The sequence below is a fragment of the Noviherbaspirillum sp. UKPF54 genome (genome assembly GCF_007874125.1).
Taxonomy (GTDB): domain Bacteria; phylum Pseudomonadota; class Gammaproteobacteria; order Burkholderiales; family Burkholderiaceae_D; genus Noviherbaspirillum.
Genome location: NZ_CP040128.1, coordinates 837,709 through 851,178 on the forward strand (window position 1 = coordinate 837,709; position 13,470 = coordinate 851,178).

15 protein-coding genes are annotated in these 13,470 nt (G+C 63.4%); 4 read left to right on the forward strand and 11 right to left on the reverse strand.

Features of this window, described 5'->3' with window-relative positions:
* Nucleotides 1-4 precede the first annotated feature (4 nt).
* Genes FAY22_RS03945 through atpD form a run of 8 tightly spaced genes read right to left on the reverse strand, consistent with a single transcriptional unit; the run spans nucleotide 5 to nucleotide 5,999 of the window.
* Nucleotides 5-799, reverse strand: coding sequence for a F0F1 ATP synthase subunit gamma (locus FAY22_RS03945; protein WP_146329007.1), 795 nt, complete (start codon nucleotides 797-799; stop codon nucleotides 5-7).
* On the reverse strand, nucleotides 796-2,247 hold the full coding sequence (locus FAY22_RS03950) for a F0F1 ATP synthase subunit alpha (RefSeq protein ID WP_146329008.1): 1,452 nt from the start codon (nucleotides 2,245-2,247) through the stop codon (nucleotides 796-798). Before FAY22_RS03950 ends, FAY22_RS03945 begins: the two co-directional genes overlap by 4 nt.
* The gene (locus tag FAY22_RS03955; protein WP_146329009.1) at nucleotides 2,240-2,977 is read right to left on the reverse strand and encodes a F0F1 ATP synthase subunit delta; all 738 of its coding nucleotides are present in this window, start codon (nucleotides 2,975-2,977) and stop codon (nucleotides 2,240-2,242) included. Before FAY22_RS03955 ends, FAY22_RS03950 begins: the two co-directional genes overlap by 8 nt.
* A gap of 8 nt (nucleotides 2,978-2,985) precedes the next feature.
* Complete coding sequence (locus tag FAY22_RS03960; RefSeq protein WP_146329010.1) at nucleotides 2,986-3,252, reverse strand: F0F1 ATP synthase subunit C; 267 nt, start codon at nucleotides 3,250-3,252, stop codon at nucleotides 2,986-2,988.
* A complete protein-coding gene (locus tag FAY22_RS03965) occupies nucleotides 3,249-3,953 on the reverse strand; it encodes a F0F1 ATP synthase subunit A (protein WP_146329011.1) in 705 nt (234 codons plus the stop codon). Before FAY22_RS03965 ends, FAY22_RS03960 begins: the two co-directional genes overlap by 4 nt.
* Nucleotides 3,950-4,225 carry an AtpZ/AtpI family protein gene (locus FAY22_RS03970; protein WP_146329012.1) on the reverse strand — a complete coding sequence of 92 codons (276 nt, stop codon included), beginning with the start codon at nucleotides 4,223-4,225 and terminating at the stop codon, nucleotides 3,950-3,952. The genes FAY22_RS03965 and FAY22_RS03970 overlap by 4 nt, the downstream gene beginning before the upstream one ends.
* The gene (locus FAY22_RS03975; protein WP_146329013.1) at nucleotides 4,222-4,632 is read right to left on the reverse strand and encodes a F0F1 ATP synthase subunit epsilon; all 411 of its coding nucleotides are present in this window, start codon (nucleotides 4,630-4,632) and stop codon (nucleotides 4,222-4,224) included. Before FAY22_RS03975 ends, FAY22_RS03970 begins: the two co-directional genes overlap by 4 nt.
* Nucleotides 4,629-5,999, reverse strand: a complete 1,371-nt coding sequence (gene atpD / locus FAY22_RS03980) for a F0F1 ATP synthase subunit beta (RefSeq protein WP_146329014.1) — start codon at nucleotides 5,997-5,999, stop codon at nucleotides 4,629-4,631. Before atpD ends, FAY22_RS03975 begins: the two co-directional genes overlap by 4 nt.
* A 240-nt stretch (nucleotides 6,000-6,239) precedes the next feature.
* Here atpD and FAY22_RS03985 point away from each other — a divergent pair, with 240 nt between their 5' ends.
* The gene (locus tag FAY22_RS03985; protein ID WP_146329015.1) at nucleotides 6,240-6,662 is read left to right on the forward strand and encodes an NUDIX hydrolase; all 423 of its coding nucleotides are present in this window, start codon (nucleotides 6,240-6,242) and stop codon (nucleotides 6,660-6,662) included.
* A gap of 6 nt (nucleotides 6,663-6,668) precedes the next feature.
* Here the strand turns inward: FAY22_RS03985 and FAY22_RS21930 are convergent, their stop codons facing one another.
* Nucleotides 6,669-6,830, reverse strand: coding sequence for a hypothetical protein (locus FAY22_RS21930; protein ID WP_168204765.1), 162 nt, complete (start codon nucleotides 6,828-6,830; stop codon nucleotides 6,669-6,671).
* Between the two features lie 223 nt (nucleotides 6,831-7,053).
* Here FAY22_RS21930 and FAY22_RS03990 point away from each other — a divergent pair, with 223 nt between their 5' ends.
* Together FAY22_RS03990 and ppsA are read left to right on the forward strand one after the other, a co-directional pair.
* The gene (locus FAY22_RS03990) at nucleotides 7,054-7,500 is read left to right on the forward strand and encodes an Hsp20/alpha crystallin family protein (protein ID WP_146329016.1); all 447 of its coding nucleotides are present in this window, start codon (nucleotides 7,054-7,056) and stop codon (nucleotides 7,498-7,500) included.
* A 159-nt stretch (nucleotides 7,501-7,659) separates the two neighbouring features.
* Complete coding sequence (gene ppsA / locus FAY22_RS03995; protein ID WP_146333212.1) at nucleotides 7,660-10,086, forward strand: phosphoenolpyruvate synthase; 2,427 nt, start codon at nucleotides 7,660-7,662, stop codon at nucleotides 10,084-10,086.
* Nucleotide 10,087: 1 nt separating this feature from the next.
* Here ppsA and FAY22_RS04000 read toward each other — a convergent pair whose 3' ends face one another.
* Together FAY22_RS04000 and FAY22_RS04005 are read right to left on the reverse strand one after the other, a co-directional pair.
* Complete coding sequence (locus FAY22_RS04000; RefSeq protein WP_146329017.1) at nucleotides 10,088-10,540, reverse strand: isoprenylcysteine carboxylmethyltransferase family protein; 453 nt, start codon at nucleotides 10,538-10,540, stop codon at nucleotides 10,088-10,090.
* A gap of 59 nt (nucleotides 10,541-10,599) precedes the next feature.
* Complete coding sequence (locus FAY22_RS04005; RefSeq protein ID WP_146329018.1) at nucleotides 10,600-11,349, reverse strand: MBL fold metallo-hydrolase; 750 nt, start codon at nucleotides 11,347-11,349, stop codon at nucleotides 10,600-10,602.
* 357 nt (nucleotides 11,350-11,706) lie between these two features.
* Here FAY22_RS04005 and FAY22_RS04010 point away from each other — a divergent pair, with 357 nt between their 5' ends.
* Entirely contained in the window at nucleotides 11,707-13,452 is a 1,746-nt protein-coding gene (locus tag FAY22_RS04010) for an AMP-binding protein (RefSeq protein WP_146329019.1), read from the forward strand.
* Nucleotides 13,453-13,470: the final 18 nt, after the last annotated feature.

The following is a 13,470-nucleotide window of genomic DNA, read 5'->3' on the forward strand; positions in this document are numbered from 1 at the left end:
ATCGTCAGAAGCGGGACGCGTCGCGCTGGATTAGTTCGATTTCTTCTACGATTTCATCTTGTCTGAGCCGGTTACGCAGCAGTTTCAGCGCGTCGGTATTACGCTCGATGTGCTGCAGCGCATTCTCCATCTGTAGCAGCCGCATGTGGTTTTCCACTCGCAACGAGCGTAGCAGCAGCGCCAGCAGCCGATGGAACAGGAAGTGTTGCGCAACGCCCGCGGCAACCTGCGCCGCAGGCTCGTGGGTGACCGGCAATTCATCCGGCGTGCGGCCGGATGACACTGAAAACGGTTGCAGCCGCTCTACGCGGGCACCATCCTCGTCGCGCAGGCAGACCACCAGGCCCGCGTCGGACCCGACGACCTGGCGGGTGCCGTCCACCGCGCCAAGGATGCGCTCGATGGCGGGCACCGCGTCGGTTGCGCTCACGGCGCCTGCCACCGCCGACGCCTCTTCCGGCATCAGCGCGGCCAGCCGTTCACCGGCAACGATGGTTGCCAGCGGCCGCGGCTTTTCTTGCCGCCAGCGGTTCGCCACGTCCTCGTTGAAGCTTGCGCAAAAGCCGCGCACCGAGCCGAGCAGCAGCCAGATGTCGCCGGCAGGCGCGCCCGCGGGCGGCAAGGCCGGAGACATCGCGTCGAAAGCCTCGGACAGCGACTGCGCGGACCTCTGCTGCGCATCCTCGCGCTGCGTCACCCGGCGCAGCTCGGCCAGCGCGAAGCTGCGCATCGCCGACAGGATGCCGGACAGGTCGCCGTACAGGGCGAGGCGGTTATCCAGCTCGCGCCGCTGCGTCATGCCGCCTCCCACAAGGCATCGCGCAACGCCGCCAGCCAGTCCTCGCGCGGCGCATCGATGCGCAGCCCGCGCGCGGCGACCGCGGCAAACAGCGGCGGCAGGCGGGCAGCTGCCTGCTCCGGAGCGAAGCGGTCCAGCAGATCTTCGCCATACGCCAGCAGCCATGCCAGGTGCGCCTGTTCCGGCAGCGGCGCCAGGCGGTCCTGCTTCAGCAGTTCGCGCAGGAGGCGGCCGCGCCTGAGCTTTTCCTCGACCCCGGCTTCCAGCCGGGTGCCGAAGCGGGCGAACAGCTCCAGTTCGAGAAACTGCAGGTAATCGAGCCGGATCCGCGCGGCGGCCTGCTTGATGGCCGCATCCTGCGCCTTGCCGCCGATGCGCGACACCGAACGGCCGATGTCGATTGCGGGCAGCACGCCGGCGGCGAACAGGTGGCTGTCGAAGTAGATCTGGCCGTCGGTGATCGAGATCAGGTTGGTCGGGATGTAGGCAGCGATTTCGCCCAGTCGCGTCTCAACGATCGGCAGCGCGGTCATGCTGCCGCCGCCGCTACCGGCGGCAAGAGCGGCGGAGCGTTCCAAAAGACGCGAGTGCAGGTAAAAGATATCGCTCGGATAGGCTTCCCGGCCCGGCGGGCGCTGCAGCAGCAGCGACAGCTCGCGGTACGACTGCGCATGGCGCGTGAGGTCGTCGTAGACGGCTAGCGCATCGCGCCCGGTTCGCATCCAGTGCTCCGCGATCGCGCAGCCTGCGAACGGTGCCAGGTAACGGAATCCCGGCAGTGCATTCGCTTCGGCCACCACCACCACGCTGTAGTCGAGCGCACCGCCGGCGCGCAGCGTCTCGACGGTGGCGGCCACGCTGGTGCGGGTCTGGCCGATCAGCACCACCACGCAGAACACGCCACGTCCGCGCTGGTTGAGCACGACGTCCAGTGCCAGCGCGCTCTTGCCGACGCCGTCGTCTCCGATGATGAGCTGGCGCTGTCCCTTGCCGATCGGGATCAGCGTGTCGACGATCTTGTTGCCGGTATAGAGCGGCTGGCTGACATAGTCGCGCTCCAGTATCGTCGGAGCTTCCGTCTCCAGCGGACGCATCTCGCGCGCCTGCGGTGCGGGAAGACCGTCGAGCGGCGCTCCCATCGGATCGACCACCCGCCCCAGAAGCGCGTCGCCGACGCCTATCTCGATCCGTCTGCCGGTGCGCCGCACTTCCATGCCCGCGGTCAGGCCATGCGTCTGCGACAGCAGGATCGCGCCCAGCCGGTCGGAGCCGAGCTGGAACACCAGCCCGCTGCTGCCGTCATCGAAGTGCAGCACTTCGTCCATCTGGGCCGAGGGCAGCCCCTTGATCCAGGCGATGCCGTCGCCCACGCCGAGCACGCAGCCGCGCTCGGTCAGACGCAGGCCGAAGCGGTAGGAAGCCATATCGGGCAGGGCGGAATCAGGCATGGCGCTCCCTGAAGAATTCCAGCTCGTCGGCGAGGTCTGCCTGCAGCAGATACTGCCCGATGGCCACGCGCAGGCCTGCGATCAGTTCCGGCCTTTCGCGGAATACCGGCTGCAGCGGCCGTGCCGCCAGCTCCTGGAGCGCCTGCACGACCCTGTTGCGGCGCGCCTCGTCGAGCGCATGGGCGCTGGCGACTTCCACGACCGCATCTGCACTGGCGGCGTCGCGCACAGCCGTGCGCTGCGCTTCCGGCAGCAGCTTTGCGTCCTGCACGAACAGGTCCGCGATATGCGCCGTCAGAGCCGGCGACGCGAGCCGCCGCAACATCGCCGCAGCCGCCTGGTAGGCTTCGGCAGTCGCCTTGCGCGCCAGCGCCGCCTCGTGCGAAGCCGATAGCGCATCCTCGCGCGCCTGCAACTTCGCCTTTTCGCCGGCCAGGTCTTGCCGCAGCGCGTCGAGCTGTGCGCCGCGTTCGCGCGCCAGCGCCAGCGCCAGTTCTCGCCGCGCCTGTTCCTGCTCCGTCTGCCACGCCGCCATGCGCGATTCGTATTGAGCCTTCATTTCGTCGGCCTGCGCGCGCGTCGCTTCCGCCTGTGCCACCTGTTCGCGCACCGCCTGCCGGCGCGCGTCCAGCACATCCAGCACCGGCCAGTACAGGAAGCGCTTGAGTATCCACAGCAGCACCAGGAAATTCAGGATTTCCAGCACAAAGCTGGTCCAGTCGAAGGGCATGGCAGGAATTACTTCAGGAAGTATTCGAGCAGCGGATTGCGGAACAGCAGGATCAGCGCGACCACCAGGCAGTAAATCGCCAGCGATTCGATCATCGCCAGACCGATGAACAGCGTGCGGGTGATGGTCTTTTCGGCATCAGGCTGGCGTGCCAGCGCTTCCAGCGCGCTGACGATGGCGCGGCCCATGGCGACGGCAGGCAGCATTGTGCCCACCGCGATGGTGAGGCCGGCGACGATGGTGGAAACGATGCTGAACCAGTGCAGATCGGTCATGGCAGATCTTTCGCTAAGGTGGAGGAATCAATGTCTTCACTGCGCTCCATCGCGCCGGCGATGTAGATCAGCGCCAGCATGCCGAAGATGTAGGCTTGCACCAACGCTTCCACCAGGTGCAGCAGCAAGAGCGGAACGGGCACCAGGAAGCCGGCGATCAGCAGCATCAGCATGGCTGCCATTTCCAGGCTCATGATGTTGCCGAACAGGCGGATCGCCAGCGCCAGCGTGCGCGTGAATTCGCTGATGACGTGAAACGGCAGCAGGATCGGGCTGGGCTCGATATAGTGGCGCAGGTAGGCGCGCCAGCCGATGCTTCTGATTCCGAACCAGTGGGTGGACAGGAACACCAGCAGCGCCAGCGCGGCGGTGAGCGAAAGGTCGCGCGTCGGCGCGTGCAGCCCCGGCACGAGGCCGACCAAGTTCGCAACCAGGATGAACAGCCAAAGCGTGGCGACGAAGGGCAGCACCGGCCGTACTGCAGCGCCCGGCACGACTTCGGCAATCGCCGCCTCGGCGGCGATGAGCGCGCCCTCCAGCGCCGCCTGCCAGCGCCCGGGCGAACTTTTCAGACGGCGCGAGGCGAGGAAGGCTGCCGGCGCGAGGCAGGCGATGATGCCCCAGGTCGTCGCCACGGTGTCGGTTACCGGCAACGGGCCGAGGTGGAACACGACGCTGCCCGCCAGCTCCGCTGAGTTCACAATTTATCCTTCACGAACCGATAGACGTTATAGCCGCCGACGATCACGCCAAGCACGATCAGGCTGACCGTCCAGCGCACTGAATAGCCGGCGGCCAGCGAATCGAGCCAGCGGCCGAGATAGGCGCCGCCGACGATCGGCACCACAAAGAGTAAGCCCAGGGTGCCGCCGTAGAAAATGATGCCGATCAAAGTTGCCGGCCTGCGTTCGCGCTCATTCAGGTGTTGCACGTCGCGCCGCGTCTGGTCGATCAGTTTGTTGCGATCGTTCATGCCCGCGCCCCTATTTTCGAGCCCAGCTCGCTCAGGCGCCGCAGCAAGGTGCGTTCGATTTCGTCCAGCGTGGCGCGCGATGCATGCAGTTCGGAATCTTCCTGCGCCATTTCGGCCGCCAGCTGTTCCGCGATGCGGTCGCGTTGATCGCCCAAAAAATAACGTGCGGTGACGATGGTCATCGCATTGCGGGAGAAATGCAGCACGCCGCCGGGCAGCGCCAGATATTGCCAGCGGCCCCGATCGTCGGCGAAGCGTGCCAGGCCGTAGCGCAGTACCGCCACCAGTTCGGCATGGTGCGGCAGCACGCCGAACGCGCCCCCGGCGCCGGCGCCGACGAAGCGCGTCACCGCGTCGAAGCGTTCGGTGCGCCGGGAATCGCACAGCGTCAGCGAAAAGGTGTTCATGCCGGCATCGCTCCCTGCATGTAGCAGTCGGATTCGGCCAGCGTATCGAAGCGGCCTGCGAGGAAACCTTCGCAATCGTCCAGCGTGCGTTCGAGCGGCACGCTCGCGCCTGCCATGCCGCTGTGCTCGGCCACGACCTGGAACGGCTGGGTCAGGTAGCGCTGCAGCCGGCGCGCACGCTCCACGATGCGGCGGTCCTCGGCCGACAGTTCTTCGATGCCGAGCATGGCGATGATGTCTTCCAGTTCGGCGTAGCGCGCCAGGTGTTCGCGCACCGCGCGTGCAATCCGGTAATGGCGTTCGCCCAGTATGCGGCGGTCCATCATGCGGCTGGTGGAGCGCAGCGGATCGACCGCCGGATAGATACCCTTGGCAGCCTGCTGGCGCGACAGGATCACCACGCTGTCGAGGTGGCCCAGGATGGTCGCCACTGCAGGATCGGACATGTCGTCCGCCGGCACGTATACCGCCTGCACTGCGGTAATGGCGCCGGTCGGCGTCGATACGATGCGCTCCTGCAGCGATGCGACCTCGGTGAGCAGCGTGGGCTGGTAGCCGACCGTGGCCGGCATGCGTCCCAGCAGGCCGGAAATTTCGCTGCCGGCCTGCACGAAGCGGAACACGTTATCCATCAGCAGCAGCACTTCGGTCGCCATGCTGTCGCGCAGGTATTCGGCATAGGTCAGCGCGGTGTAGCCGACGTGAAAGCGCACGCCGGGCGACTCGTTCATCTGGCCGTACACCAGCACTGCCTTGTCCAGCACGCCGGCAGCGCGCATTTCATGCCACAGCTCGTGGCCCTCGCGCATGCGTTCGCCCACGCCACTGAACACCGAAACGCCGTGCATCGAGGTGCTCACCGCATGCATGAATTCCATCATCAGCACCGTCTTGCCGACGCCGGCGCCGCCGAACAATCCGGTCTTGCCGCCCCGGACGAACGGACACAGCAGGTCGATTACCTTGATCCCGGTCGGCAGGATTTGCTGCGGCGGCAGCACGTCCGACACGACCGGGGGCAGTGCGAGAATGTTGCGAAAGGCGGTGGCAGGAAGCGGATCGCCGCCATCCAGCGGTTCGCCGAACATGTTCAGCATGCGGCCGAGGCATGCCGGGCTCACGGGCACGTGCAGCGGCCCGCCGCGGTCGAACACCGGCATGCCGCGGGACAGTCCGGCGACCGGGTGCAGCGCGATTGCGCGCACCCGGTCCGGTCCGAGGTGCTGGTGCACTTCCAGCACGCAGTGCTCGGAATGATCCTCGACATCCAGTGCTTGCCCGAGCGGCGGCAGGTATTTGCAGCGCACGTCGATGACGGGGCCATGCACCGCCTCGATGCTGCCTACGCTGAAGTCGGTCTGAGTCATCGCAGTCTCCCGGAACGAAGGGCCGCAGTTGCATGGAGCAGGGGCGTGGAAAACAGTTGTGGAACCGCGCTCCGACTGCCGGCGGCTCCGACATTGTATGGCGTGCCGGGGTGTGTTTGGCGGTAAGCGCGTGCGATAGGGACCTGCTTCGCGACTTGCCTGATCGCGATCAATTCCTGTCGCAGCCTTTCCTCCGGTGAATTACACTGTCCTGGCATTAACAGCAAGCCGCAGGCAAAGATGAAAAAATCGACTTCATGTGGGACGCTCATCATCAACAGGCGCGGCGAAATCCTGCTGTGCCATGTCACCGGCACCAATCACTGGGATATCCCGAAGGGCTTGCAGGATCCCGGCGAAACTACGTTGCAGGCGGCGATCCGGGAACTGCGCGAGGAAACCGGCATCGTGTTCGATGAAAGCCTGTTCGAGGAAATCGGCGACTTCGATTACCGGCCGGACAAGCGGCTGCACCTGTACAAGGTGCAGGCTCCGGACGGGTTCGACAGCCTTGGCCACCTGGAGTGCACCAGCCATTTCCCGCATCACTTGACCGGAGAGCCGACTCCCGAGGTGGACGGTTTCTGCTGGGCCACGCGCGACCAGATCAGGACCATGTGCTGGCCACGCATGGCGCAGCGCCTGCTTGCGCTGGAGTGGTAAGCCTGCTCAATGCCACAACAGGTCGAACAGCGCGTCGACCAAATACATCGAACCTGCTATCACGGCCGGCACGCCGATAACGAACATGGCCGTGTATATCAGGTCCTGTAGGCGCTCGCGCCTTGTCCGAAAATCCAATGGTGCGGCGCCAGTGAGATGCAGCCTCATGATCTTGCTCCCATAGAAAGATCTGCGATTTCAGTATAGAAAATTTGCCGAAAGGCTCAAGCGTGGCGCGAAGAAAATTTGATGCAGGGTAGGTTGAAAGCGCCATACCGGCAGTAGACGGTATTGAGCACGCTCAGATCGAAATTGGTGGCTTTACTTATGCTGAATCGGCACCCACACACAGGCTGTTACGGCCTGGTTTATTCACCACAAGGAGTCTGATATGGCGAACCTGACACGTTTTGACCCGTTCCGGGAAATGATGCGGCTCGATCCTTTCCGCAACGCGGACGATTTCTTCAAGGAGTTTTCGATGCTGCCCTCGCTGCGCGGGTTCGAGCCGGAACCGCGCATCCGCATGGATGTATCCGAGACCGAGCAGGCCTATACGGTCAAGGCTGACATTCCGGGCGTGAAGAAGGACGACATCAAAATTTCCATCGAGGGCAATACCGTTTCCATCCGCGCCGAAACCAAGGAAGAGAAACAGGAAAAGATGGAAGGAAACATGATGCGCAGCGAACGCTATTTCGGCGAACAGTACCGCAGTTTCACGCTGCCGCAGGAAGTGGATGAAAGCAAGGCGGAGGCGAAATACCAGGATGGCGTGCTGAGCCTGACCCTGCCGAAGAAAGCCGGCGCGACCAGCAAGCAGATCACCATCCAGTGAGTCGGCGCCTGTCGCCAACACGGCCGATGCGCGCGGTTGCGCCATCGGCCTTTTGTCTATCAGGTGCGCCAAATACATGTTTGGGTGACAAATCGATTGTGATCAAATGAATGAAGGCGGGTGATTGAGCAACCGGACAGGGAGTCGCACATGGCAGACATGCACGCGCAGTATGTTCGCTGGTTTTCGGACCTCGGTATCGACGACGTTCCCCTAGTGGGCGGGAAGAATGCCTCGCTCGGGGAAATGTACCGGGAACTCACGCCGCAAGGCGTCAAGGTGCCGAACGGCTTTGCCGTCACCGCCGAAGCCTACCGTTACGTGATGGATAGCGCCGGTGCCTGGCCGAAACTGAAGCAGGCGCTGGACGGATTGAATCCGGACGACGTCGACGACCTGGCAAGGCGCGCCCATCTGGCGCGCGAGATCGTGTACGGCGCGCCCTTGCCGGACGATCTCGCGGCGCAGGTTGTCGAAGCGTACCGGGCGCTCAAGGCGGAGTACGGCGAACAGCTGACGGTGGCCGTGCGCAGCTCCGCCACCGCCGAGGACTTGCCGACGGCGAGTTTCGCCGGCCAGCATGAAACCTACCTCAATGTCGCCGGCGAGGCGAAACTGCTTGATGCGGTCAAGCGCTGCTTCGCCAGCCTGTTCATGGACCGTGCGATCCGCTATCGCATCGACAATGGCTTCGACCACATGAAGGTCTTCCTTTCGGTCGGCGTCATGAAGATGGTGCGCGCCGACCTGGCGTCGAGCGGCGTGATCTTTTCGCTCGATACCGAATCGGGCTTCCGCGACGTGGTCTTCATCACCGGCGCCTATGGCTTGGGCGAGAACGTGGTGCAGGGTACGGTCGATCCGGACGAATTCTACGTCTTCAAGCCCACCTTCAACGCCGGCCGGCGTACAGTGCTGCGCCGTTCGCTCGGCGGCAAGGAAATCCGCATGGTGTATGCCAGCGCGGCCGGGCGCGACACAACGCGCAATGTGCCCACGCCAAAGGACGACCAGCGACGCTACTGCCTTTCCGACGACGAAGTGCTGCTTCTCGCCGAAGCCGCGATCAAGGTGGAAAACCACTACAGCGCCAAGGCAGGCCATCCGATGCCGATGGATATGGAATGGGCCAAGGATGGCGTGGACGGCAACCTGTACATTGTGCAGGCGCGGCCGGAAACGGTCGCTTCGCGCAAGGCAGCGGGTATGCTGGAAGAATACGTGCTGGAAGGAAAAGGTGAGATTCGCACGCGCGGACGCGCCGTCGGCGGCAAGGTTGCCACCGGCGTGGCGCGCGTGATCACCGATGTATCGCAACTGAACCAGTTCCGAGCGGGCGAAGTGCTGGTCGCCGACACCACCGCGCCCGACTGGGGCACGGTGATGAAGACCGCCGCTGCCGTCGTTACGAACCGCGGCGGGCGCACCTGCCACGCGGCCATCGTGGCGCGCGAGATCGGTATTCCTGCCGTGGTTGGCTGCGACAACGCGACCGAAGTCATCCGTACCGGCGACGAAGTGACGGTATCCTGCGCCGAAGGCGATACCGGCCGCGTCTACGCCGGCCGCATTCCATTCCAAACCATACGCACCGACGTCTCTGCGCTCCCGAAACCGCAGACCGAGCTGATGGTCAACCTTGGCAACCCCGACGTCGCCTTCCAGACCAGTTTCCTGCCGACCGACGGCGTGGGGCTGGCGCGCATGGAATTCATCGTGGCCGAGCATATCAAGGTGCATCCGATGGCGCTGGTGCATCCGGAACGGGTGGATGACGCATGGGTACGCGCGCAAATCGCGCAGCTCACGCGCGGCTTTGCGCGGCCGGCGGATTTCTTCGTGCGTCAGCTGTCCGAAGGCGTCGCCACCATCGCCGCCGCTTTTTATCCGAAGCCGGTGATCGTGCGCATGTCCGACTTCAAGACCAACGAGTATGCGAGCCTGTTGGGCGGGCGCTGGTTCGAGCCCGACGAAGCCAATCCGATGATCGGCTTTCGCGGCGCGTCGCGCTACGCGCATCCTGCATATGCGGAAGGCTTTGCGCTCGAATGCGAGGCGATGAAGCGGGTGCGCGACGAGATGGGCCTGACCAACGTGAAGCTGATGATCCCGTTCTGCCGCCGCATCTCCGAAGCGCAGGCGGTGCTGGAGGCGATGGCGCAGCATGGCCTGCGGCGCGGCGAAAACGGGCTGGAAATCTACGTGATGTGCGAGATCCCGAACAACGTGGTGCTGATCGATGCCTTCTCAAAGCTGTTCGACGGCTTCTCGATCGGCTCCAACGACCTGACGCAACTGGTGCTTGGTGTGGACCGCGACTCGGAAATCGTGGCTTTCGATTTCGACGAGCGCGACGAAGGCGTCAAGGAAATGATCCGACAGACGGTTGATGGCGCGCGTCGCAACGGACGCCACGTGGGCATCTGCGGCCAGGCGCCGTCCGACTATCCGGAAATGGCGGAGTACCTGGTCGAGCTTGGCATCGATTCGATGAGCCTGAATCCGGATACCTTGCTCAAGACCACGCGCCTGGTACTGGAGGTGGAAAAGCGTCTCGGGAAGGCGCCGCGCGACAAAACATCATGACTCAGTAAATCCAGGGGATCAGTTTCCTGACACGCTGTCGGTAGGATACATACTCCGGATAGCGTTCCTGCAGCCAGGTTTCTTCGCGCCTGGCTTTCAGATCGAAGAAGACCAGGAGCGCGCCGGCCAGTGCCAGCCGCAATGGACTCCAGGTCGCGAGTCCGAGGCCGATGCAGATCGCCAGGACGGCGAAATAGATCGGGTGCCGCACGAAGCGGTACGCGCCGCCGGTAACCAGCTTGCCTTGCGGTAGCGGGCGCGGAAATGGCGTCAACGACCGGCCCAGGTTGATTGCGCTCCATGCCAGCAGCAATATGCCGGAGATGGCAAGCGCCGCGCCGATCAAGCGAAACAGAGCCGGATGCGGCCACTCCGGTCCAACGCGCGGCACGAACACAAACAGAAGCAGCAGTATCGCCTGCACCAGCACCCAAGATTCTCCACGACGCCCCATCGTTGCTCCTTTACGCTACGAGAATGCGCATTGTTCCATAAGCCAGCCCATGACACTCTCTAGCCCTGAGGACTTTCCGTCATGTGGTGGCAATACTTCTGTAAATTGTCCGGCACGTCTGCCGGGCAGACGCCGCACTGGCGATTGCCGGGTACCGCATAGTCGATGAACTTCGGATAGGGCAGATTGAGGTTCTCCATAATTTGTCGGAATTCTTCCAGGCTGCGTTCGCCGCCGAGCCGCGGATTGCGCTTCTTTTCCTGAGCGATCGAGGAAACCCGCCGCTGCTGGTAGTCGTGCGCCGGATACACCAGGGTGTCGTCCGGCAACGTAAACAGCTTGGTTGTGACGCTGTGATACAGCGCATCCGCATTGCCGTTCTGGAAGTCCGTGCGGCCGCACCCGTCGATCAGGAGCGCATCGCCGGTGAATACGCGGTCGTTCCAGACATATGCGAAATGCCCGTCGGTATGGCCCGGCGTGTGCAGCGGTTGCAGTGTGACGCTGCCGAGCGCGAAGGGCGTGCCTTCCTCGATGCCGACATCGAGGCAGGGCAAGCCGTCGTGGGCTGGGGCGGCGATGCGGCTTCCGACCCGCTTCTTCAGGTCGAGCGCGGCGGTGATGTGATCGGCGTGGATGTGCGTGTCGAGTGTGTACGCGAGGCGCAGGCCCAGACCGGCTATCTCGCCCAGGTCGCGCTCGATGGTGACGATCACCGGATCGATCACCAGCGCCAACCCGGTTTCCTCGCACCCAATCAGGTACGTGTAGGTGCTCGACAAAGGTTCGAACAACTGACGGAAGATCATGATCGCGTCTCCTTGCAGGGCCGGAAAAACTTGTCGATGGATATTTTTTTATATGTCGCGCCTGCCAGCGTTTCCAACGTATGCATAAAGTCCAGCTGGCCGGCGTCGGTATTGATCCTCTTCCTCGCTCAGTTCATAGACGCGCAGCACGGCACATCGTTCTGACCACTCCGATACCGCGGCCGACTACGTGACACGCGTTGCCGGATTTTGCTTCGTTCGGCTGATCTAGCGCAAAGATCTTCAGTATCCGCAGGCGCATCGTGTTGGCAAACACAAGCAGGTCGCGGCGAGCATGAATGCGTTCTGCGGCCCGAGGCGCATGGCACTGTGCTGAATTCCACTTCGGAGGTAGTCATGGAAAAGAGATGGCTGAAGAGTTATCCGCCTGGCGTACCGGCGGAAATTCATGTCGATGAAAACGAATCGCTGGTCAGTCTGCTCGAAGCGTCGTGCGCCCGCTTCGCGGAGCGGCCGGCGTTCAGCAACTTCGGCGCGTCGATCACGTATGACGAGCTCGAACGGATGTCGCGCGCATTCGGCGCCTATCTGCAGAACGCTCTCGGGCTTGGAAAGGGTGATCGTGTCGCCGTCATGATGCCCAATCTGCTGCAGCAGCCGGTTGCTGTGTTCGGCGCATTGCGCGCAGGCTGCACCGTCGTCAACACCAATCCGCTCTACACCGTGCGAGAACTGCAGCATCAGCTGGCCGACTCGGGCGCGACTGCCATCGTCGTGCTGGATCACTTTGCGCATACCCTGCAGGAAGCCTTGCCGCATACGCAGGTGCGGCATGTGATCGTCAGCCGTATCGGCGACCTGTTGCATTTTCCCAAGGCGCAGGTCGCCAATTTCGTCGTCAAGCACTTGAAGCACATGGTCCCCGACTGGCATATCGATGGCGCGCTGACCTTGCCTGGCCTGCTGCACGACGGATCGTCAATGTCCTTGCGCGACGGTGCGCCGCGCGGCGGCGACATGGCGTTTCTCCAGTACACGGGCGGCACGACCGGCACGCCGAAGGGCGCCATCCTCACGCATCGTAACCTGGTGGCCAACATTCGCCAGACCACCGCATGGGTGAAGGGGGCGCTGGAAGAGGGCAATGAGGTGGCCGTCATTCCGCTGCCGCTGTACCACGTATTTGCGCTCACGGCCATGCTGTCGTTTTTCGCGCTCGGCGCCAACAACGTGCTGATCACCAATCCGCGCGACATTCCGGCCTTCCTGAAGGAGCTCAAGCACACGAAGTTCAGCGCCATGATCGGCGTGAACACCCTGTTCAATGCCTTGCTTAACGCGCCCGGCATCGAGCAGATCGACACCACCGCTGCAAAGTTGTTCGTCGCCGGCGGCATGGCGGTGCAGCGCGGCGTGGCGGAGCGCTGGCAACGCCTGTTCGGCATGCCGATCGTGGAAGGCTACGGCCTGACCGAAACATCGCCCATCGTGTGCGCCAACCGCACGGACATCAATACCTATAGCGGCAGCATCGGCCTGCCGATTCCCTCCACCGAGGTTGGCATCTTCGATGAGCAGGACAATTTGCTGCCGGCCGGCGCGACCGGCGAAATCTGCGTGCGCGGACCTCAGGTGATGCAAGGCTACTGGAATCGGCCGGAGGAAACCGCGCACGTGTTCACGGCGGACGGCTGGCTGCGCACCGGAGACATCGGCTGCGTGGACGAGCAAGGCTATGTCCGGCTGATGGATCGCAAGAAGGATGTGATCGTGGTTTCCGGATTCAAGGTCTTTCCGAATGAAGTCGAAGATGTGGTCGCAATGCACCCCGGTGTGCTCGAAGTCGCCGCGATCGCCACGGTCGACGAGCATTCCGATGAAGTGGTCAAGGTGGTCGTGGTCAGAAAGGACCCGCAACTTTCCGCCGACACGCTCATCGAACATTGCAGGAAAAACCTCACCGCATACAAGGTGCCGAAGTACGTGGTATTCCGCGAGGCCCCAATGCCCAAATCGAATATCGGAAAGATCCTGCGGCGCCTCGTCAAGGAAGAAGAGATGCGGGCCGGACGGAGCGATGCCGCCGCTGCCGATGACGGACATCGGGAGGGCGGCATGGAAGGACAGATTTTATCCACATGACCAATGAAGGGGGAAAAA

Bases quoted from the DNA above. Each gene is read 5' to 3' on its own strand.
- FAY22_RS03975 (WP_146329013.1), bottom strand. From the start codon at position 4,632: ATGAACACCTTTTCGCTGACGCTGTGCGATTCCCGGCGCACCGAACGC.
- FAY22_RS03985 (WP_146329015.1), top strand. From the start codon at position 6,240: ATGAAAAAATCGACTTCATGTGGGACGCTCATCATCAACAGGCGCGGC.
- FAY22_RS03960 (WP_146329010.1), bottom strand. From the start codon at position 3,252: ATGACCGATCTGCACTGGTTCAGCATCGTTTCCACCATCGTCGCCGGC.
- FAY22_RS03970 (WP_146329012.1), bottom strand. From the start codon at position 4,225: ATGAACGATCGCAACAAACTGATCGACCAGACGCGGCGCGACGTGCAA.
- FAY22_RS21930 (WP_168204765.1), bottom strand. From the start codon at position 6,830: ATGAGGCTGCATCTCACTGGCGCCGCACCATTGGATTTTCGGACAAGG.
- FAY22_RS03990 (WP_146329016.1), top strand. From the start codon at position 7,054: ATGGCGAACCTGACACGTTTTGACCCGTTCCGGGAAATGATGCGGCTC.
- FAY22_RS03955 (WP_146329009.1), bottom strand. From the start codon at position 2,977: ATGCCCTTCGACTGGACCAGCTTTGTGCTGGAAATCCTGAATTTCCTG.
- FAY22_RS03945 (WP_146329007.1), bottom strand. From the start codon at position 799: ATGACGCAGCGGCGCGAGCTGGATAACCGCCTCGCCCTGTACGGCGAC.
- FAY22_RS03950 (WP_146329008.1), bottom strand. From the start codon at position 2,247: ATGCCTGATTCCGCCCTGCCCGATATGGCTTCCTACCGCTTCGGCCTG.
- FAY22_RS04010 (WP_146329019.1), top strand. From the start codon at position 11,707: ATGGAAAAGAGATGGCTGAAGAGTTATCCGCCTGGCGTACCGGCGGAA.
- atpD (WP_146329014.1), bottom strand. From the start codon at position 5,999: ATGACTCAGACCGACTTCAGCGTAGGCAGCATCGAGGCGGTGCATGGC.
- ppsA (WP_146333212.1), top strand. From the start codon at position 7,660: ATGCACGCGCAGTATGTTCGCTGGTTTTCGGACCTCGGTATCGACGAC.
- FAY22_RS04005 (WP_146329018.1), bottom strand. From the start codon at position 11,349: ATGATCTTCCGTCAGTTGTTCGAACCTTTGTCGAGCACCTACACGTAC.
- FAY22_RS04000 (WP_146329017.1), bottom strand. From the start codon at position 10,540: ATGGGGCGTCGTGGAGAATCTTGGGTGCTGGTGCAGGCGATACTGCTG.